The following is a 19262-nucleotide window of genomic DNA, read 5'->3' as shown; positions in this document are numbered from 1 at the left end:
TCCATTCCTTCGCCGCTGTCTGTTCCTATTCCAGGAGTCCTGCCATGTCGTCTGCCGATCGCCTTCCGGGCCTTGCCCGTCTCTCCGTCGTCGCCGCATGGCTGGCGGCCATGGCCTTGCAGCCTGCCGCGGCCCAGCCGCTGCCGGCGCGCAACGGCTTTCCATCGCAAACGGTGAAGTTCGTCTCGCCGTTTCCTCCGGGCGGCGGCAACGACGCCACGGCCCGGCTGGTGACCACGCGCCTGCCGGAAATCATGGGCCAGGCCGCGGTAGTGGACAACCGCGGCGGCGCGGGCGGCAACATCGGCGCCAGGTCGGTGGCCGAGGCCAAGCCCGACGGCTACACGGTGCTCACCTCGCAGGTGTCGATCATGGCGGTGAACCCTTCGCTCTACTCGGCGCCCGGATTCGATCCGCTAAAGAACTTCATGCCCATCACGCAGGTCAACGCGGCGCCGCTCGCCCTGGTGGTGGAAGCCAATTCACCCTACAAGACCTTTGCCGATCTCGCCACGCGCGCCAAGGCCAGCCCCGGCAAGGTCACCTACGCCACGCCCGGCAACGGCACGCTCTCGCACCTGGTCGGCGTGGTGCTGCAGAAGGACAGCGGCGTGGACATGACCCACGTGCCCTACAAGGGCGCCGGCCCCGCGCTCACCGATCTGCTCGGCGGCCAGGTCGACGTGCTCGTGACCTCCACCGCCTCGGTCGCCGGCATGGTGCAAAGCGGCAAGCTGCGCGCGCTGGCAGTCACCAGCCCGCGCCGCATCGGCGTGTTCGCCAAGGTGCCAACGCTCGAGGAGCTGGGCTATGCGAATGCGAGGTTCGAAGACTGGTACGGCTTCTTCGCGCCCGCCGGCACGCCGCCCGAGCGCGTGGCCTATTTGAACGAAGCCATCGTGCGCACGCTGCGCCTGCCCGAAGTGACCAAGCTCGTGACCGACGGCGGCAGCGAAGTGGTGGCCAACACGCCCGAAGCCTTTGCCGCGCAGTTGCGCCAGGACATCGATCGCTGGTCGCGCGTCGTCAAGCTCTCCGGCGCCAAGGCCGATTGACGCACCATAGAGGCCTTGCGAACAACGCCCTTCGTTCACCACCATGACCGCTTCTTCGCACACCGATCCCGCCGCGCAGGCGCTGGAAACGCGCCTCGCCCACACCGGCAAGTCGTCCCTCCATGCCGGCGGCAAGCCCGTCAACCCGCCGCTGGTGCGCGCGAGCACCGTGGTGTTCGACAGCGTGGCCGCCATGCGCGATGCCCGCGCACGGCGCGGCGACGAGCGCGTTTTCAGTTACGGCGCACGCGGCACGCCCACCACCTTCGCGCTCGAAGATGCGGTGAGCGAACTCGAAGGCGGCTTTCGCACGCGCCTCTTTCCCACCGGGCTTGCGGCCATCGGAATGGTGCTGCTGTCCTACCTGAAGCCGGGCGACCACGTGCTGATGTCCGACAGCGTGTACGAGCCGGCGCGCAATCTCGTGCATTCCTTTCTCGACCCGTACGGCATCCGCTGCACCTTCTTTGCGGCGGACGGCAGCGGCGTGGAAGAACGCTTCGAGCCGAACACGCAGCTCGTGTATGCCGAATGCCCAGGCTCGCTGGTGTACGAGATGTGCGACCTGCCCCGCCTGGCCGAGCTGGCCCATGCACGCGGCGCACTCCTGGCCGCGGACAACACCTGGGGTTCGGGCGTCCAGTACCGGCCGCTAGCGCTGGGCGCCGACATCTCGCTGATGGCCGCGACCAAATACCTCTCGGGCCATTCCGACGTGATGATGGGTACGGTCTCCACAACGCGCGAAGCCTGGCAGCCGCTCAACGAGCGTTGCGACGCCTTTGGCATGACGGTGAGCCCCGACGACGCATGGCTGGTGCTGCGCGGCATTCGCACCCTGTCGGCCCGGCTGCAGATGCACGAGCGGCATGCGCTGGCAGTGGCACGCTGGCTCGAGGCGCGGAGCGAAGTGGCGGCGGTGTTCTGCCCCGCGCTGCCGCAGCACGCGGGCCATGCACTCTGGAAGCGCGATTGCCGCGGCACCAACGGGCTGGTCTCGTTCGAGCTGCAACCCGGCATCGGAAACGCCGCAGTCGAACGGATGGTCGATGCCCTCTCGCTGTTCGGTCGGGGTTCATCGTGGGGTGGCTATGAAAGCCTCGTGGCCTGGGCCAACATGCGCGCGGCACGCAGCGTGACCGACTGGAGCGCGCGCGGCGCCGTGGTGCGGCTGCACGTGGGGCTCGAGGCGCCTTCGGACCTGCTGGCCGATCTGGAGCGCGGATTTACCGCCTTGAACGAGGGCTGAGCGGGCCTTTTCGCCGGTCAGGCGGCCACGGGCTCCGCTGGTTCAGGTTCGGGTTCCGGAAGAATCGCGGTCAGCGCAAAGTCGACCAGGTGAAGCCAGGTCGATTCAAGGCCCATGATGCTGTGGTGGTCGGAGCCAGGAATGGTCTGCACGTTGACGGGCGTTGGCCAGGCCGCGATGAGCTTCTGCGAGCGCTCGGGCAGCACCACGGTGTCGTGCTCGGCCAGCAGCACCTGGGTTTTCGCGGCCACCTCCTTGCAGTGCATCAGCGAATCGAACCGATGCCGCAACAGCAGCGACAGCGGAACCAGCGGGAAGCGCCGCTTTGCAACCTCCAGCATCGAGTCGTAGGGCGTGACCAGTTGCAGGCTGGAGAAATGCTGCTGCGCCACCAGCTGGATGGCCACGCCCGTTCCCAGGCTGCGCCCCACCACGTGCAGGCGTGCCTTGGGAAAAGCCTTGCGCAAGTGGCTGGCAAACTGGATCGCGTCCGCCACCGAGGCGATCTCGGAAGGATGGCCCTGCGAATCGGCTACGCCGCGATAGTTGATCGCTGCAAATCCGAAGCCATCGGGCAGCCAGTGCAGCGCCTGCGCAGTGGCGCGCACGTCCTCGCCGCGGCCCGCGAAATAGATGAACAGGTCTTGCAGCGAGTCTTCGCCCTGCGGGTGATAGACGTAGCCGCGGACCATGCCGCCCGGCACCGTGTGCGAGTATGTGGAAAAGTCGTCGGACAGATGAACGACCGGATGCTTTCTGACGTTGAACAAGATGTGCCCCTGGCGGGCGGCCAGGATGGTCCAGTACGCCGCGATGCTGCCAATGGCAGCGGCCGAAACCGAGAGTGCGATACGAGAGACTTTGCGTGACAAGGTGAGCTCCGGAAAAAAGTGCGATGCCAGGGGTGCCGCTTACTGCTTGCAGCTGCCGCCGACGGTCACCGTGCCGTCCTTGCATTCCGTCAGGATGCGTTCGCCCGCGGGCGCCGGTGCGGGACGCGCCGTTGCGCCTTCCGCCGGGGGGGCGCCTTCGCGCTGATAGATGATCTTCTTGCTGCCGAGATCGCAGCTGCCCACCACCTGGCCATTGGCCTGTGCATTGGCGTCGATGGTGGTGACGCTGAAACGCGTCACGCCCGACGCGGCGATCTTCGATTCGATCTGGCTGCGCAGGGCTTCGCAGTTTTCAGCGCCGTGGGCGGCGCCGGCAAAAGCGAGCGCCATGGAAATCGACCAGAGTTTCATTGATGAGTCGGCTCATGCCGAGGTTTGCGTAGACCAACAGTCTAGCCCCGCAATCACTGATGAGACGTCCTCGCGCACACCCTGGTAACCGCACGTGACCGCCGCTCGATTTGCGGGCTCACTCGCAGGCTCACTCGCAGGGTTTTGTCCCGGCCGGGGAATGGCGCAGCCTGTTCAGGAAAGTGAGCTGGACCTTGGCCGTATCGCTGCCCTGCGACGCGGCTCGCAGCATCCACCTGCGGGCTTCGCAGCGGTCGGCCTTCACCGCTGTACCGTAAAGCGTCGGTCCGGCCAGCAGCACCATGCCGAGCATCTCTTGCGCCTCGGCGTTGTCCTCGGCAGCCGCCCGCCGAAGCTCCTCGAGCATCGCGCGGTAGTCGCGGGCCGCTTGTGCTTCCAATGCCAGCTGGAAGCGCTGCTCGGCATGCAGCAAGACGTTCGCGTCGGGCGGCTGCGCCGCGGAGAGCGCCGCCGCAAGGCACAGCGCGCCCGCAAGAAAGATCCGCCAGCGCAGCGACCAGCTCTTGATCTGATTCAGGTCGGATGCCATCGATGTTCTCCACCATTGAGTTGTGTGGAGGCCATCGTGGCAGCAAGCGCTTGCAAAAAGAAACTGGAATTCGCGCAGGCAGACTCAGTGCGTGCCTGAGCCTGTGCCGGATTTCCCGCTGCGTTGCGCCGATCAGAACTTCGCGGTCAATGCCACCTGCAGCTCGCGTCCAGGCCCGGGCATGATCAAGTTGTCGACACTGCCGTGTGCCGACACGTAGTACTTCCGGCCCGTGATGTTCTTCAGGTTCACGGAGAGCTCGTACTTCGCGGTCCTGTAGCTTGCGGCCAGGTCGGCCGTCACATACGAAGGCAGCGTCACCAGGTTGCTGAGCGAGGCATAGCGCGCCGCCACGTAGTTGACGCCACCGCCCGCGCTCAGGCCATTGCCAAGGTCCTTCATGAGCCACACGAAGGCCGAATGCCGTGGTGTGAGCGGCGCCACCTTGCCCTGCACCGGCATGGCCGCACCAATGGGCAGCTGCAGCGAACTCACCGTGGCCAACGACTTGACCATGCGGCCGTCCAGGTAGGCGTAGCCCGCGCTGACGTCCCAGCGCCCCGGCAGCTTGCCGGCCAGCGCCAGCTCCATGCCGTTGGTGCGCTGCGTGCCGACGTTGATCTGCCGCGCCGGGTTGGCGGGATCGGTGTTCTTGATGCCGGAGCGTTCGAGGTTGAAGAGCGCCGCCGTGAGGTTGAGCGCGCCGTCCATGAAGTCGAGCTTGGCGCCGATCTCCTTGTTGACGGTGATCTCGGGGTCGTTGGCCGCGTTGTTGGCTGACAGTGCAAAGGTCTCGGCCGAAGGCTGGAACGAGCGGCTGTACGACACGTAGTAAGACTGCGCTTCCGTCGGCTGCCAGACCACTCCTGCGCGCGGGCTGAACTTGCGATCGGTGCGCGACATGGGCGCCAGCGAGCGCTCGAACGAAGTCTCCTGATCGAACACGTCGTAGCGCCCACCGATCAGCGCCTTCCACTGCGGCGCCAGCGTGATCTGGTCCTGCGCATACAGCGCGGTCGTCTTGAAGGTGGAGTTGCTCGGAATCGCGCTGCTGGCCAGGTAGCTTGCAAGCGGGATGGGCGGCGGTGCGGACACCGGGTTGAGAATGCTCACGCGCTCGAAGCCGGTGGGAGAAGACACCGAATACAGACGCTTGTCCTGCTTGCCCAACTCGGCACCGACCAGCCATTCCTGCTTGAAGCCGGCAAGCTCGTTGCGCCAGGTCAGGTCGGTCTGGTTGAACCAGCCGCTCTCGTCGCGATCGACAAAGCCGCGCGTGCGGCCCACGATCATGCGCACCGGGTCGGTGGTGCCGCTGGGCAAGGTGTTGAAGCGGTCCAGCTTGTAGCTGTAGTAGCGGGTGGTGTTGCGCAGGCTCAGCGTGTCGCTGAAGCGATGGTTGAGCGTGGCTGTGAAAGACTGCACGCGCGTGGTGGTGGTGTCGTCGCGCTTCGCGAAGGCGGAGCCGTAGTAGGTGCCGATGGGCACGTTGACCGGGCGGCCGTTGAGCGCGGGAATGCCGAAGTCAGTCAGCCGCTGGTCGTAGGCGCTGGTGTACTGCAGCAGCAGGTCGGTCTGCGGGCTGAACTTCATCGCCAGCGAGGGCGCGACGTTGTAGCGGTCGATGAACTGCTGGTCGCGGTAGCTGCCCGATTTTTCGCGCGCCACGTTGAGGCGAAAGGCCATGTTCTCGCCGATGGGCTGGTTCAGATCGGCCGTGAGCCGCTTGAAGTCGTGGCTGCCCAGGCCGAGCGATACCTCGCCGAAGGGGCGCTCGAAAATCGGCTTCTTGGTGACGCGGTTGACCAGGCCGCCCGACGATCCGCGGCCGTAGAGCACCGCGGCCGGGCCCTTGAGCACTTCGATGCGCTCGGTGTCCGACAGGTCACGAAAGTAGAGCGCGTCGTCGCGCACGCCGTCCACGAACCAGTCGGCAATGGCCGTGAATCCGCGAATGACCACCTGGTCGCGCTGCCCATCGCCGGCATTGAACGAAACGCCGGGCGCATTGCGCAGCGCGTCTTGCATGGACGTGGCGCCCTGATCGCGCAGCAGCTGCGCCGGCAGCACGTTGACTGCCTGAGGAATGTCGCGCAGAGGCGCACTGCCCTTGGTGGCCGTGCTGCTCACCGATGGCGCATAGCCGGTCTCCTGCTCGGAGGTGACGGTGATCTCCTTGAGCGTGTCGGTGCTGCCCTGCGCGTGGGCGGCAGAGCCCAGAACGGCCAAGACGGCAAGACACAGGGGCTGGTGGCGCAGGCGCGGCGCACGCGATCGAACGGGCATGACAAATTTCCTTCAAGGCAACAACAAGATCGCGAAGCGACATGCCGCCTCGCCATCTGTCGGATGGAGAAACGCATGTGCCCTGCCTTGAAAATCTGGGTTGGGTGCCCTCGCCGACCCTGTGCTGGCGCGGTGGCCAGGGGGTCAGCAGAAGGAGATCGCATCGCGCGAACCGGCGGATTCTAAACGTCGATCCGCCCGAAGGGTCGCCAGGCAGTTGCCCGGCGCAAAGCTCAGTTGGCGCTCAAGTCCATCAGCATGCGCGACAGCAGATAGAGCCGCGGCACCACGCTCTCGACCTCGGCGTATTCCTCCGGCGTGTGGATGCCGCCACCCACGATACCAAAGCCGTCGAGCACCGGCACGCCCACGCCCGCCACCAGGCTGGCGTCGGCCGCGCCGCCGCTGCTCTCGATGGTGAGCTTCTTGCCGATCTCGCCGTAGATGCCTTCGGCCATGGTGACCAGCTTGTCCGATGCAGGCGAGCGCGGCATCGGCGGCAGGCCGCGGATGAGGCGCACGCGCACTTCGGTGTCGGGGATCAGCTTGTTCTGCGAGATGCGGGCCAGGTCTTTCTCGACGCGGTCGAGCTCTTCGGGCGTGGCGGCGCGCACGTCGCCCTTGGCGCTGGCGCTCGCGGGAATCACGTTGGTCGGCCCGTTGGCCGTGAGCACCGTGAAGTTCACGGTGGTCTTCTTTGCGGCATCCCCCGTCTTGGAAAGCTGCAGCACCTGGTGCGCCACTTCCATGGCTGCGTTGCGGCCGGCCTCGGGCGCGACGCCGGCATGCGAGGCCAGGCCCTTCACCTCGATGAGAGCCGTGGCGGAGCCCTTGCGCTCCACCACGAGACCATCGGCCGGACGGCCCGGCTCCAGGTTCAGCGCCACGTCGTGCTGTTTGGCCACACGCTCAATGAGCGCACTGGTGCCGACCGAGCCCACTTCTTCGTTGGTGTCGATGAGGAAGGTGATCTGCCCATAGTCCTTGAAGCCGATCTTCTGCAGAATCTTCAGCGCCTGGAGCCCGGCGACCACGCCGCCCTTGTTGTCCATCACGCCGGGGCCGTAGGCGCGCCCGTCCTTGATGTAGAACGGCTTGGCTGCGGCCGTGCCTTCCTTGAACACGGTGTCGATGTGGGCGAGGATCAGGATCTTCTTCTTGCCCTGGCCGGTGAGCGTGGCAACCACGTTGGTGCCGGGATGCGGCTCCGCCGGAAAGGTCTCGATGCGCGCGCCGAGCTTGCGCAGTTCGTCGACGGCCATCCCGCGCACCTTGTCCAGGCCCTCGGTGCTGGCAGAGCCGGAGTCGATGTTGACCATGCGCTCCAGCAGCTTGAGCGCCTCGTCCTTCTGCTGCGTGGCCGCGTCCAGCGCCGCCTGGTGCGGCTTCTGGGCCATGGCGTTGCCGGCCAACAGTGCGCATGCCAGCACCACGCCGTGACAGGCGGTGCGCAGCGGCGCGGGTTGGGTGAAGAAGGAGTGGTGCTTCTGAAAAGTCATAGGTCCGTTCTGTTGTTCGTTCGAGCTTGGGCGAAAGAAAGCCCGCTTCTCGCGGGCGATCGCAGGCTATCACCCGCGTTCCGCGCGGGTCAAGAGAACAAGCAACAAACGGGCCCTGCGCCTTAGCAGCAGCGGCCCTTGCCGGCGCCGTAGCGCGCCTCGAGCCGCTCCCGAAAAAACGCCTCGTAGCTCATCGGCGGCTGGTCCGGGTGGGTGGCCGCCATGTGCGTCAGGTAGGCGTCGTAGTCGGGCATGCCGACCATGAGCCGCAGCGACTGCTTGAGGGAGCGGGCAAAGTAGCGCCCGGCCTCCGGCAATGCGAGACCCATGGCTTCGCTCAGCGCGCCGCCGATGCGGCCAGCGGTTCAAAAGGCGTCTCTTGCGCGGTCGGGCGGTTGGCCGCGCGCGCCGCAAGGCATGCCTTAACGGCATACACCAGCACGCTCAGCACCACGAACATGAAGAGCGCGCAGAGTGCCGCGTCGAGCCGGTCGTTGAAGACGATGCGCGACATGGCCTCGGTCGTCTTGGCCGGCGCCACCAGCACGCCGTTGGCAAGGCCCTCGGTGTACCTTGCCGCGTGCGAGAGGAAGCCGATCTTCGGGTCGGGCGAGAAGATCTTCTGCCAGCCTGCCGTGAGCGTGCAGGCCAAGAGCCATGCGGCCGGCGCAATGGTCACCCAGGCATAGCGCTCGCGCTTCATGCGGAACAGCACCACCACGCCGAGCAGCAGCGCCACCGCGGCCAGCATCTGGTTGGAGATGCCGAAGAGCGGCCACAGCGTGTTGATGCCGCCCAGCGGATCGACCACGCCCTGGTAGAGAAAGTAACCCCAGGCCGCCACGCAGAGTGCCGTGGCAATCAGGTTAGCCGGCAGCGAATCGGTGCGCTTGAGCGCGGGCACGAAGCTGCCCAGCAGGTCTTGCAGCATGAAGCGGCCCGCACGGGTGCCGGCATCCACCGCCGTGAGAATGAAGAGCGCCTCGAACAGAATCGCGAAGTGGTACCAGAAGGCCATCATGGCCTGTCCGCCGATCACCTGGTGAAGGATGTGGGCCATGCCCACCGCGAGCGTGGGCGCACCGCCCGCGCGGCCGAGGATGGTGCTTTCGCCCACGTCCTTGGCGGTTTGCACCAGCATCTCGGGCGTGACCACGAAGCCCCAGCTCGAGATGGTTTGCGCGGCCTGCTGCGCGGTGCTGCCCACCAGCGCGGCCGGGCTGTTCATTGCAAAGTAGATGCCGGGTTCGATGCACGAGGCCGCCACCAGTGCCATCACCGCCACGAACGATTCGGCCAGCATGCCGCCGTAGCCGATGAAGCGCGCATGGCGCTCGTTGTCGAGCATCTTGGGCGTGGTGCCCGAGGAGATCAGCGCATGAAAGCCCGACACCGCGCCGCAGGCAATGGTGATGAACAGGAACGGGAACATGCTGCCCGCCCACACCGGCCCGCCGCCTTGCGCAAACTGCGTGAGCGCGGGCATTTGCAGCGTCGGCATGACGAACACAATGCCAAGGGCCAGCGCGATGATGGTGCCGATCTTCAGGAAGGTCGACAGGTAGTCGCGCGGCGCCAGCAGCAGCCACACAGGGAGGCTGGCGGCAATGAAGCCGTAGCCCACCAGCATCCACGTGAGCGCCTTGCCGTCGAAGGTAAAGAGCGGCGCCCACGCGGGGTTCTGGCTCACGGCCTGGCCGCCGAAGATGGCAAGCATCAGCAGCACGAAGCCGATCAGCGACACCTCGCCGATGCGCCCAGGGCGAATGAAGCGCAGGTACACGCCCATGAAGAGCGCCACCGGAATGGTGGCCGCCACCGTGAAGGTGCCCCATGGCGATTCGGCCAGCGCCTTCACCACGATCAGCGCCAGCACCGCGAGGATGATGATCATGATCATGAAGGTGCCGAACAGCGCGATCATGCCGGGCACGGTGCCCATCTCCTGCTTGACGAGGTCGCCGAGCGAGCGGCCGTCGCGGCGCGTGGAGATGAACAGGATGATGAAGTCTTGCACCGCGCCCGCGAACACGACACCCGCCAGCACCCACAAGAGCCCGGGCAGGTAGCCCATCTGCGCGGCGAGCACCGGGCCCACCAGCGGGCCGGCACCGGCAATGGCCGCGAAGTGGTGGCCGAACAGCACGTTCTTGTCGGTGGGAACGTAGTCGAGCCCGTCGTTGTGGCGGTGCGCCGGCGTCTTGCGGTTGCCATCCAGACTCAGCACCTTCTCGGCGATGAAAAGGCTGTAGTAGCGGTAGGCGATCAGATAGGTGCAGATCGCGGCGGTCACCACCCAGAGGGCGTTGACGCTTTCACCACGCGTCAGGGCGACGGTGCCCAGCGCGAATGCGCCGACCACGGCCACGACGAGCCACACCAGGTGGCGGCGGATGCTGTGCATTGGGAATGTCTCCTCGGTATTGGAACCGGGAGTGTTCCCCGCCAGCCGCGAAGCCGCATCCGTCGGACCGCGCGGGCGCTATGCGTGGCAATTCTTAATGGAAAACCCTAGCCTCGGCCACGCGCACGTGGCGACGTCAGTGCAGCGCGGTGCTTAGCGGACGGTCGACATCACCGTCGCGCGGCACCGGGGCTGGTCGCGCGGGGCCAGCAGGTTGCAGTTGTCCAGCGCGCGCTGCTGCATGTCGCTCAGCCTCGGCTGTTCGCCGGGAGGCGGGGTGTCCCACTGGCGATAGACCGGCGGCGGGGGTGGCTGCTCGGCCCAGCGCTCGCGGCGCTCGTAATCGCGGCGCTGCTCCCTCTCATAGGCGCGCTGCTCGCGGCGTTCATAGCGCTCCTCGCGGTCGCGCTGGACGCGCCACATGCAGGTGTTGAAGTCGACGCCGGAGCGACCGCTGGCGCAGTAGCGCCGGTCGTGCTCGTAGGTGTCGGGATCGCGTTGTGCAAGGGCCGGGAGCGCGGTGGCAAGGCCCAAGATGGCCAGTACGATGAGTTTTTTCATGGGACCTCTCCGAGGTTCGGTGACATCGGCACAGCATGCCACACCGATCGGGCGGCCCCAAGGCAGGCATCCCTGTAGACCAATGACTACGCCCATCCGTTAAGTTGGATTGACTGGCGTTTTCGGGGGCTTAGAGCCGCCGCGCCTGCATGGGTTGGCGCGACCAGTAAACGCCGTCCAGCCTGTCGAGCCGCACCTCACCGCCGGTCGATGGCGCATGCACGAACTGCCCTGCCCCCACGTAGATGCCCGCGTGCGTGGGCGTGGACGCGCCAAAGAGCACCAAATCGCCCGAGCGGATGTCCGACGCGGGCACCGGCCGGCCGAACGCCGCCATGCGCGCCACCGTGCGCGGCGTGGCCTGGCCCGCGCTGCTCTTGTACACGTAGCCGATCAGCCCGCTGCAGTCGAAGCCGCCCTCGGGCGTATTGCCGCCATAGCGGTATGGCGTGCCCACCAGGCCCAGCGCATGGATCGCGACGCTGTTCGATTCTTCGGAGCTGAGCGGCGAACTGCTGTAGCCGGCCGACGGCGGCGGCGCCCGCGGGCTCGCGCAACCCAGCGCGAGGAGACAGGCGCCGATGGAAAGCAGACGGAGCAGCAGCAGTGGCATGCGGGGACGTGGCGTGGGTACTGCGAGTGCGTCGGGCATGTGGTTGGCGGTCTTGTGGACGTGGCCGGACTCTAACGCGAGCGACCGATCCGGCCAAGGCAAGGAGCCCGCGCAACAGATGGATATGGCACGATCAAAACATGCCCGAGCCCTCACGCCGAATCCCGTACCGCACCTGGCCAGGTGCGATCGCCGTGCTGCTGGCCATTGCAAGCTACGTGGGCGGCCTCGTTTTCTGGGACAGGCACACGCCCGCCAACCGGCCGCTGCCCGCGGGCGAAATGGTCGAGGTCGGCCGTGCGAGGTTCGTTCCCGCCAGCGGGTGGGAGATGGACGTGTCGCGCTCGAAGGCCGGCCGGTCGCTGATGCTGTTCAAGGGCGGCCACAAGTTTCTGGTGACCACCGGCCAATGGGCCGGTGGCCCCGATGGCCCGTTGGTGCGGCAGCAACGGCTCATGGAGCGCGGCCAGCGCTTGCGGATCGACGGCGACCCGTCGGACTTCGTCACGACCTGGGGCCTACAGGGTAAGACCTTTGCCTACTATGGATCGAAGCTGGCGGGTCGCTTCTGGCAGGTGGTCGACCTGCGGCGCAGGTCGCTGGTGCAGATCGACTTCTACGGCGCCACCGACGGCCTGAACGAAGCAATGGCCGAGGCGCGGAGCATGCTCGAGTCGATGGACCTGGAGGCGCCGCTGTGAACCTTCTCCACGTCGCCGAGCAGCAGGACAAGGGCGAATGGCCGATTGGCACCGACTCGTTCTTTCAGCCCCATCGCGCAGCCTTCTGGGTGCTTGCGGCGCTGATCGTCAATGGCCTGTTCTACACGGTCAACATGTTCTCGATGGGGTTTCGCGTGGTCCCCATCACCGCCTTGCTCGGCATCCTGGTGTGGGCGATCTACACACTGGTTTTTCTGCTCGTTTTTCGCGCGTTGGACTTGCTCGAACAGCATCCGCCGGAGGCCTTTGCGCTGGCGTTTGCATGGGGTGGACTGGGCGCCGTTTACTTTGCCGCACCCGCGAACATTGCCATTCAAAGCCTGTGCGCCAAGCTGGTGTCGCCGGATTTTGTCGCGGCCTGGGGACCGGCCATCGCGGGGCCGATCACCGAGGAGTTCTTGAAGCTTGCAGGCGTCGTGCTGCTCGTGCTGGTGGCGCGCAACCAGTTCCAGACTTATCTTTCAGTGTTGATCGTCGGAGCCATGACGGGGCTGGGATTCCAGGTGGTCGAGAACCTCACGTATACCGTCAATGCATCAATGCACTTTCCGCTCGAGAACCAGGTGTATCCGGTGCTCATCAATCTGTTGACGCGCGGGCTGCTGAGCGGGCTTTGGAGCCACGCGGCCTACACGGCGATTGCCTCGTTCGGCGTTGCGTGGTTTCTGCTGCATCCCGAACGGCCGATGGTGGTGAGGATTGCCTGCGCCCTGCTGTGCTTTGCGCTCGCGTGGGCCATGCACTTCATCTGGAACTCGCCGTGGCTCGAAGATCTTTTCGATGGCGGCTATGGCGAGATGGCCATCTTGCTCGTCATCAAGGGCATTCCTGCAATGGCCGCTGCCTGGCTCTTCTGGCGCGAAGCCGCCCGCGAGAACGGCGCGTACCTTCATGCGCTTGCAGCCTACTTTGTGCCGGAGCGTGATTTGATCCGCGACGACGAATGGCTGCGGCTGGGTGCGCCTCTGTCGCGATACAACGTTCGCAGGCAAATCGGCTGGACCTTCGGCCTGCGCGCCAGGCGGCTGAGGACGCAACTGCAGCGCGAGCAGCTGCGCCTCATCCGCAAGGCAATGACCTACGGACGCGGCGCGCAGACGCTGCGGCATGAAGTGGCGATACGGCGCATACGGGCCGAGCTGGATCCGCTGGTTGCGGTGCAGCTCTGACGCAACGAGCCGCTAAAAGACACGACACGCGAGGTCTGCTGCATGGCGCCTCATGATGATGACCAACCGATCAAGCCGACGCCTTCGCGCCGCCAGCGCTGGCTCGCCGTGGCTGCCGTGTGTTGTGCCGTGCTCGCCGCGGGGGCATGGGCCATCGCCACCGGCAGAGTCGAGATTCCGGAGCGCTTCAATCCGTGGGCTCCGCTCGACGTGGTGGCCGAGCCCGACTGGCTGACCGGCTTCAAGCTTTCGCGGGCTCGACGCGACCCGGCGCGCTGCCTTGCGGCGTTGGCGCAAACCGGCATGCAATACGACCTGCTGCCCGATCGCGTGACGGGAGTCGGCTGCGGCTTTCAGAACGCCGTCAGGCTGCGCTCCGCCGGCGTTCGCCTGGGCACCGCGCCGTCGCTCAGTTGCCCGATGGCGCTGTCCTTCTTCATGTGGGAGCACCACGCGCTGCAACCCGCCGCCGAGCAGCGCTTCGGCCAAAAAGTGGTGGCCATCGAGCACCTCGGCAGCTATGCCTGCCGCAACGTGAACCGCGGTGAAGGGGCAGTGCCCGGCGCTTCGCGCAGCCGGCATGCAACTGCCGATGCGCTGGACGTGGCGGCCTTGACGCTGGCCGATGGCCGCCGGATCTCGGTGCGGCAATCCTGGCCGCGCGATGTTGCATCGAGCGTGGACGACCCTGCCGCAATGCTCTTGCTCGACGTGCACCGCGGTGCCTGCCGTTTCTTCAATGGTGTGCTGGGCCCCGACTACAACGCCGTGCACAACGACCACTTTCACCTGGAGACCGGCGGGTACGACATGTGCCGCTAGCGATGTTCTGCTTCCCCCGCCCTCAAAGGAGAACCTTGGAGCTACACCGCGTGCGCTGCCGTTGAAAGAGCTAGGCGGCCATACGGTATTCACTCAGAATGCCGCCGGTGTTGACGCATGCCAGCAAGGACCTCAATGAAGTTCTCGATTCGCCGTTCAGTTACCACGACCGCCGCGGCCTTGAGCATCGCGGCCGCCCTCGCCTCTTGCGGTGGCGGCGGAGGTGGTGGCGGTGGCGGGGGAGTCGGCTTCGGCGCTCCAGTGGCGGCCGCACCGAACACCACGGCACAGTTGCCGGAACGCGATGCGCTCATTGCCCGCGCACGAGCGCTCGAACTGAACACGCCTTACGTGCCGCCGCCCGGCAACGTGCTGGAGCACAACACCTCCGGCTATGCCAAGACAATGTGCTCCGCAGTGTTCATCACCGGCATCGATCCCGACGTGGCCGCTGAAAGCCTCGGCTACTTCGTAGGACCGTATGACCAGCGCAAAAACGTGGGCAAGCCGGTGATCGACCGCGTGAAGAAGGAAGTTCGCATCTCGATTCCCAATGGTCCGACGCTGGTGGCGCGGCACTTCGGCTCGCAAGGCTGCGTCACGCTGCCGGCCGGCAGGGACGATGTTTTCTTCACGCCGGTCTCGGTCACGAGCACGCTGCCCGACCCCGCCACCCAACCCTGGCCGATGGGCGACGCGCTGCCAGGCGACCCGCCGCCGGCCGAAGTCAACATGGCCAAGGTGAACGAGGCCGTGGACGCCGCATTCGGCGTTTCGGAGGCCTACACATCGGCCTTCGTGGTCACGCACAAGGGACGCATCATTGCCGAGCGCTACATGAACGGCATCGGTGCAACGACGCCGCTCGAATCGTGGTCCATGGGCAAGAGCGTCGTCGCCACGATGATGGGCTTGCTGATCAAGCAAGGCGTGTACGAGCTCGACCAGCCGGCGCCCATTCCCGAGTGGCAAGCCACTGGCGATGAGCGGCAGAAGATCAAGATCTCGGACATCCTGCAGATGTCGAGCGGACTGCGGATCAAGGCGCCGGACGACCCGGACTTTGATCCCAATGGCACCTACCCCGATCACATCTACTACTACACGGGCCGCATCAATGCGTTCAACTACGCCGCCACTCGTCCGCAGCAATGGCCGCCCGGCGCCGTGGGCCGCTACCGCAACACCGATCCGGTGCTTGCCAACTACCTGGTTCGCCTCGCGGTAGAAAAGCGCGGCGAGGAATACCTCTCGTTTCCGCAGCGCGCGCTCTTTGACAAGATCGGCATCCGCTCGATGGTGATCGAGACCGACCCCTACGGAAACTTTCTCACGCAAGGCTACGACTTCATGTCGGCCCGAGACTGGGCCCGCCTCGGCAATCTCTACCTGCAAGACGGCGTGTGGAACGGCGAGCGTCTTCTTCCCGAGGGCTTCGTCAATTTTGTGAGCAGCGTTGCACCGGCCTGGGCAGCGGACAAGCGCCCCATCTACGGCGGCTTCTTCTGGATCAATGGCATGGGCTCACTGGCCGTGCCGACATCGACCTACTACATGCTCGGCGCCGGAGGCCAGTTTGTGCTGGTGATTCCGTCACACGATCTCATCGTCGTGCGCATTGGGCATTCGAAGGGAGAGCGCTTCGCGACCTCGACGCTGAACCAGGCGCTTGGGCTGCTGACGGCTGCGGTGCCGCGCGTGCGCTGACAGGCGAGCAAGTTTCAGGACGCGGGCGGGCCTTTGCGCAAGGTCGGCAAGCCGACCCCCGCTGCATCGAAGCCACCGTCCACGGCAAGCACCTGGCCATTGATGAAGCTGGCCTCGTCGCTGCACAAAAAGCCCACCGCGTTGGCCATCTCTTCCGGCGTGCCGTAGCGGCCCTGCGGAATGGTGTCGTAGTAGTCTGAGCGGATCGCCACGGTGTGGACGAGCTTGGCCATCTCGGTTTCCACCGGGCCCGGCGCGATCACGTTCACGCGTACACCAGCATTGCCCAGCTCGACCGCGTACTGCTTGGTCAAGTGGATGAGCGCCGCCTTGCTGGTGCCATAGGCCACGCGCAGCGTGCTCGCGCGCAGGCCTGAGATGGAAGCGACGTTGACCACCGCGCCCTGCCCACGTTCGACCATCAGCGCACCGAATGCTTGCGTGCACAAGAATGCGCCGTCGAGGTTCGTACCCAGCACGGCGCGCCACTCTTCGAACGAGGTCTGCAGGACGGGCTTGAACACCGCCACGCCCGCGTTATTGACCAGCGCATCGACATGCCCGAAGCGCGCGACCACGGCCTGTGTGGCGCTGCTGACTTGCGTCGGATCCGAAACGTCGCAGTGCAAGCCAAGCACCCGCTCCGGCTCGGCCAGATCGGCCACCGCCTGATCGAGCGTGGGCGCATCGATATCGAGCAGCGCAACGTTGTAGCCGTGCGCCAGAAACCAACGGCCAATGGCCAGGCCGATGCCGCGCGCGCCGCCGGTGACGACTGCGACGCGGGAGGGGGTGGAGAGATCGGTCATGGATGGGAGTTTCCGCAATGGACGGATTCAGTTGCGAGCGATGCAGTCATTCTTCCAGAGTGACTACAAAAATGACACACACGGAACTTCTGCCGCCCACCAGCGGATCTAGAAGCCAAAGACCAACAGCAAGTTGTTCGCGGGCATCACGTGCCGCTCTCGCAATGCAAGGCCTGCGCGCCGCGCCTCTGCCGCTACGTCCTCCAGGCGCCGGATGCCCCAGGCGGAATTGCGGGCGCGCAATTCTTCGTCAAACGCCAGGTTGCTCGGCGCTGGTGGGACTTCTTCTTCGAAGTACGGTCCGTAAGTGATCAGCAACCCGCCAGGAAGCAGATGCCGCGCCGCCCCTTGCATCAGCGCGGCGCACGTGGCCCAAGGCGCGATGTGCAGCATGTTGGCGCAGTAGATCGCGTCGAACTTTTCTTCTTCGGCGAATGCGGCGCCCTGCGACGGCCATTGAGGCGCCATCACGTCGAGCAGAAGTGGCGCGCGGAGATTGGAAAGCGCAGCTTCTGCAACGCGGCTTGCCAGCGCGGGAATCATGCGCGCGTCCGCGTCGGTGGGCTGCCAAGTCCATTGCGGCATTGCTGCTGCGAACCAGGCGGCGTGCTGACCTGTGCCGGATGCGATCTCCAGTGCGGTGCCGCGCTCACCGAGGATGCGGGTCAGTGCATCGAAGATGGGCTGCTTGTTGCGATCGGCGGCGGGGCTGTGCGGAAGGTCGGACATCGGTTTTGGGCTTGGATGGTCGGTTTGGAGGGTACCAGGGCCCGACGGCGAGGCGCTTGTCGATCGCGAGTGACCGTTTTCCGCTGAGAGCAATGTAAGCAGGTTCTGGCCGGTGCTTGGAAAGGTATTGGCCACACCGTGGTGATGCCCTGCACGCTTTCTAGAGAAAATGAACCCACTCGAAACCTAGCATGAAGGGATCAAGATGTCAGCCGACGACTGGTGGAAATGCGGAATCGTCTATCAGGTCTACCCGCGTTCGTTCCAGGACAGCAACGGCGATGGCATTGGAGACTTGGGCGGAATCCGCGCCCGGCTGGATCATCTGGTCTCGCTCGGTGTCGACGCCATCTGGATCTCGCCGATCTATCCCTCGCCAATGGCCGACTTCGGCTACGACATCTCCGATTTTTGCGACATTGATCCGCGCTTTGGCACGCTGGACGGATTCGATGCGCTGGTGCAAGAGGCCCACGCGAGAGGGCTCAAGATCATCCTGGACTTCGTGCCCAACCACACGTCGGACCGTCATTCGTGGTTCGTGCAGAGCCGCAGCGCACGCAGCGATCCGCGGCGCGACTGGTACATCTGGCGCGACCCGGCGCCGGGCGGCGGGCCGCCCAACAACTGGCTCAGCAATTTCGGCGGGCCGGCCTGGGCCTTCGATCCGGCCACCGGCCAGTACTACGGCCATTCGTTCCTGAAGGAGCAGCCCGACCTCAACTGGCGCAACCCCGAGGTGCGAGCCGCGATGTACGAGGTGCTGCGCTTCTGGCTTCGGCGCGGCGTCGACGGATTCCGCGTCGACGTGCTCTCACAAATCATCAAGGACGCGCAGTTCCGCGACAACCCGCCGAATCCGGACTTCGCCCCGGGCCAGGACCCATTTTTTCGCTGGTTGATGCTCTACAACACCGACCTGCCGGAGGTGCAACCGATCGTGGCCGAGATGCGCCGCGTGGTCGACGCGTTCAGCGACACACGCTCGTCGCGCGTGCTGATCGGCGAGCTCTACCTGCCGCTCACGCGCCTGGTCGCCTACTACGGACTCAACGCCGAAGGTGTGCTCGAAGGCGTGCAACTGCCTTTCAACTTTCAGCTGATCGCGACCGAGTGGCAGGCGGCACGCATCGACCGCTTTGTGCGCGACTACGAATCCGCCTTGCCCGCCGGCGCCCAGCCGAATTGGGTGCTGGGCAACCACGACAGATCCCGCATTGCGAGCCGCGTCGGGCCACAGATGGCGCGGCTCGCGGCCATGCTGCTGCTTACGCTGCGCGGCACGCCGACGCTCTACTACGGCGACGAGATCGGCATGACGGACGTCCCCATTCCCGCCGATGAAGTGCAGGACCCGTTCGAGAAGAACAAGCCTGGCATGGGCCTGGGTCGCGACCCGGAGCGAACACCCATGCAGTGGAGCGCCAGAGAGCACGCGGGCTTCACGACCGGTACGCCGTGGCTGCGCCTGGCAGCCGACTGGCCCATGCACAACGTGGAAGCGCAATCACGCGACGCGGGGTCGATGCTGGCGCTTTACCGGCGCCTCATCGCGTTGCGCCGCGCGCAGCCTGCGCTGAACCGGGGCAACTATGAAGCGCTTGACACCGAGGGCGATGTGCTCGCCTATGCGCGCAATTGCGAGGGACAGCGGCTGGTGGTGCTCCTCAACTTCGGCGCTACCCCGGCGCCGATTTCGCCGGCATTGATGCCGCGCCAGCCGATCCTGCTGGCATCGACCGATCCTGCGCGCGCCGAGTTCATCAAGGGGCCCCTGGTGCTGGCGCCTCACGAAGGCGTCGTTATCGGCACCGTGAACGACAAGGGTCCGACGACACGATGA

At 65.8% G+C, this 19262-nt stretch carries 18 protein-coding genes; 7 read left to right on the top strand and 11 right to left on the bottom strand.

The genetic code is table 11. The features are described 5' to 3' along the window. Positions 1-44 precede the first annotated feature (44 nt). Together J2X92_RS27585 and metC are read left to right on the top strand one after the other, a co-directional pair. Complete coding sequence (locus tag J2X92_RS27585) at positions 45-1055, top strand: Bug family tripartite tricarboxylate transporter substrate binding protein (RefSeq protein ID WP_307580745.1); 1011 nt, start codon at positions 45-47, stop codon at positions 1053-1055. Positions 1056-1098: 43 nt separating this feature from the next. Beyond that, positions 1099-2304 carry a cystathionine beta-lyase gene (metC, locus tag J2X92_RS27580; protein WP_307580743.1) on the top strand — a complete coding sequence of 402 codons (1206 nt, stop codon included), beginning with the start codon at positions 1099-1101 and terminating at the stop codon, positions 2302-2304. 17 nt (positions 2305-2321) lie between these two features. On the opposite strand, the gene J2X92_RS27575 is transcribed toward metC, so the two are convergent. From J2X92_RS27575 to J2X92_RS27535, 9 genes are all read right to left on the bottom strand, one after another. Then, positions 2322-3176 (bottom strand): alpha/beta hydrolase, encoded by an 855-nt coding sequence (locus J2X92_RS27575; RefSeq protein WP_307580741.1) that lies wholly within the window; start codon positions 3174-3176, stop codon positions 2322-2324. A gap of 39 nt (positions 3177-3215) precedes the next feature. Further along, on the bottom strand, positions 3216-3548 hold the full coding sequence (locus J2X92_RS27570; protein WP_307580739.1) for a DUF1161 domain-containing protein: 333 nt from the start codon (positions 3546-3548) through the stop codon (positions 3216-3218). 130 nt (positions 3549-3678) lie between these two features. Beyond that, a complete protein-coding gene (locus tag J2X92_RS27565) occupies positions 3679-4098 on the bottom strand; it encodes a sel1 repeat family protein (protein WP_307580737.1) in 420 nt (139 codons plus the stop codon). A gap of 132 nt (positions 4099-4230) precedes the next feature. Continuing rightward, the gene (locus tag J2X92_RS27560; protein ID WP_307580735.1) at positions 4231-6384 is read right to left on the bottom strand and encodes a TonB-dependent receptor; all 2154 of its coding nucleotides are present in this window, start codon (positions 6382-6384) and stop codon (positions 4231-4233) included. A gap of 233 nt (positions 6385-6617) precedes the next feature. After that, complete coding sequence (locus tag J2X92_RS27555) at positions 6618-7883, bottom strand: glutamate carboxypeptidase (RefSeq protein WP_307580733.1); 1266 nt, start codon at positions 7881-7883, stop codon at positions 6618-6620. 122 nt (positions 7884-8005) lie between these two features. Continuing rightward, positions 8006-8212 carry a YbdD/YjiX family protein gene (locus tag J2X92_RS27550; RefSeq protein ID WP_198086834.1) on the bottom strand — a complete coding sequence of 69 codons (207 nt, stop codon included), beginning with the start codon at positions 8210-8212 and terminating at the stop codon, positions 8006-8008. An 8-nt stretch (positions 8213-8220) separates the two neighbouring features. After that, positions 8221-10287 carry a carbon starvation CstA family protein gene (locus tag J2X92_RS27545; RefSeq protein ID WP_307580724.1) on the bottom strand — a complete coding sequence of 689 codons (2067 nt, stop codon included), beginning with the start codon at positions 10285-10287 and terminating at the stop codon, positions 8221-8223. Positions 10288-10440: 153 nt separating this feature from the next. Continuing rightward, positions 10441-10848 (bottom strand): hypothetical protein, encoded by a 408-nt coding sequence (locus J2X92_RS27540; RefSeq protein WP_307580723.1) that lies wholly within the window; start codon positions 10846-10848, stop codon positions 10441-10443. A gap of 130 nt (positions 10849-10978) precedes the next feature. Next, the gene (locus J2X92_RS27535; protein ID WP_307580721.1) at positions 10979-11500 is read right to left on the bottom strand and encodes a C40 family peptidase; all 522 of its coding nucleotides are present in this window, start codon (positions 11498-11500) and stop codon (positions 10979-10981) included. Between the two features lie 101 nt (positions 11501-11601). On the opposite strand from J2X92_RS27535, the gene J2X92_RS27530 reads away from it, so the two are divergent. From J2X92_RS27530 to J2X92_RS27515, 4 genes are all read left to right on the top strand, one after another. Then, positions 11602-12162, top strand: coding sequence for a hypothetical protein (locus J2X92_RS27530; protein ID WP_307580720.1), 561 nt, complete (start codon positions 11602-11604; stop codon positions 12160-12162). Next, the gene (locus J2X92_RS27525; protein WP_307580719.1) at positions 12159-13352 is read left to right on the top strand and encodes a PrsW family intramembrane metalloprotease; all 1194 of its coding nucleotides are present in this window, start codon (positions 12159-12161) and stop codon (positions 13350-13352) included. Before J2X92_RS27530 ends, J2X92_RS27525 begins: the two co-directional genes overlap by 4 nt. Positions 13353-13394: 42 nt before the next feature. Then, a complete protein-coding gene (locus J2X92_RS27520; RefSeq protein WP_307580718.1) occupies positions 13395-14174 on the top strand; it encodes an extensin-like domain-containing protein in 780 nt (259 codons plus the stop codon). A gap of 135 nt (positions 14175-14309) precedes the next feature. Next, positions 14310-15881 carry a serine hydrolase domain-containing protein gene (locus J2X92_RS27515; RefSeq protein WP_307580716.1) on the top strand — a complete coding sequence of 524 codons (1572 nt, stop codon included), beginning with the start codon at positions 14310-14312 and terminating at the stop codon, positions 15879-15881. 14 nt (positions 15882-15895) lie between these two features. On the opposite strand, the gene J2X92_RS27510 is transcribed toward J2X92_RS27515, so the two are convergent. Together J2X92_RS27510 and J2X92_RS27505 are read right to left on the bottom strand one after the other, a co-directional pair. Next, on the bottom strand, positions 15896-16690 hold the full coding sequence (locus J2X92_RS27510; protein ID WP_307580715.1) for an SDR family NAD(P)-dependent oxidoreductase: 795 nt from the start codon (positions 16688-16690) through the stop codon (positions 15896-15898). Positions 16691-16798: 108 nt separating this feature from the next. Then, entirely contained in the window at positions 16799-17419 is a 621-nt protein-coding gene (locus J2X92_RS27505; protein WP_307580714.1) for a DUF938 domain-containing protein, read from the bottom strand. Between the two features lie 205 nt (positions 17420-17624). Between J2X92_RS27505 and J2X92_RS27500 the strand changes: the two genes are divergently transcribed. Continuing rightward, complete coding sequence (locus J2X92_RS27500) at positions 17625-19262, top strand: alpha-amylase family glycosyl hydrolase (protein ID WP_307580713.1); 1638 nt, start codon at positions 17625-17627, stop codon at positions 19260-19262.

This window comes from Variovorax paradoxus (assembly GCF_030811855.1).
Lineage (GTDB): Bacteria > Pseudomonadota > Gammaproteobacteria > Burkholderiales > Burkholderiaceae_C > Variovorax > Variovorax paradoxus_L.
Note: the sequence above shows the minus strand (reverse complement) of the source record. Positions and strands in the feature narration are given on the sequence as shown.

Bases quoted from the DNA above. Each gene is read 5' to 3' on its own strand.
- J2X92_RS27585 (WP_307580745.1), top strand. From the start codon at position 45: ATGTCGTCTGCCGATCGCCTTCCGGGCCTTGCCCGTCTCTCCGTCGTC.
- metC (WP_307580743.1), top strand. From the start codon at position 1,099: ATGACCGCTTCTTCGCACACCGATCCCGCCGCGCAGGCGCTGGAAACG.
- J2X92_RS27570 (WP_307580739.1), bottom strand. From the start codon at position 3,548: ATGAAACTCTGGTCGATTTCCATGGCGCTCGCTTTTGCCGGCGCCGCC.
- J2X92_RS27565 (WP_307580737.1), bottom strand. From the start codon at position 4,098: ATGGCATCCGACCTGAATCAGATCAAGAGCTGGTCGCTGCGCTGGCGG.
- J2X92_RS27560 (WP_307580735.1), bottom strand. From the start codon at position 6,384: ATGCCCGTTCGATCGCGTGCGCCGCGCCTGCGCCACCAGCCCCTGTGT.
- J2X92_RS27555 (WP_307580733.1), bottom strand. From the start codon at position 7,883: ATGACTTTTCAGAAGCACCACTCCTTCTTCACCCAACCCGCGCCGCTG.
- J2X92_RS27550 (WP_198086834.1), bottom strand. From the start codon at position 8,212: ATGGGTCTCGCATTGCCGGAGGCCGGGCGCTACTTTGCCCGCTCCCTC.
- J2X92_RS27545 (WP_307580724.1), bottom strand. From the start codon at position 10,287: ATGCACAGCATCCGCCGCCACCTGGTGTGGCTCGTCGTGGCCGTGGTC.
- J2X92_RS27540 (WP_307580723.1), bottom strand. From the start codon at position 10,848: ATGAAAAAACTCATCGTACTGGCCATCTTGGGCCTTGCCACCGCGCTC.
- J2X92_RS27535 (WP_307580721.1), bottom strand. From the start codon at position 11,500: ATGCCCGACGCACTCGCAGTACCCACGCCACGTCCCCGCATGCCACTG.
- J2X92_RS27530 (WP_307580720.1), top strand. From the start codon at position 11,602: ATGCCCGAGCCCTCACGCCGAATCCCGTACCGCACCTGGCCAGGTGCG.
- J2X92_RS27520 (WP_307580718.1), top strand. From the start codon at position 13,395: ATGGCGCCTCATGATGATGACCAACCGATCAAGCCGACGCCTTCGCGC.
- J2X92_RS27515 (WP_307580716.1), top strand. From the start codon at position 14,310: ATGAAGTTCTCGATTCGCCGTTCAGTTACCACGACCGCCGCGGCCTTG.
- J2X92_RS27510 (WP_307580715.1), bottom strand. From the start codon at position 16,690: ATGACCGATCTCTCCACCCCCTCCCGCGTCGCAGTCGTCACCGGCGGC.
- J2X92_RS27505 (WP_307580714.1), bottom strand. From the start codon at position 17,419: ATGTCCGACCTTCCGCACAGCCCCGCCGCCGATCGCAACAAGCAGCCC.
- J2X92_RS27500 (WP_307580713.1), top strand. From the start codon at position 17,625: ATGTCAGCCGACGACTGGTGGAAATGCGGAATCGTCTATCAGGTCTAC.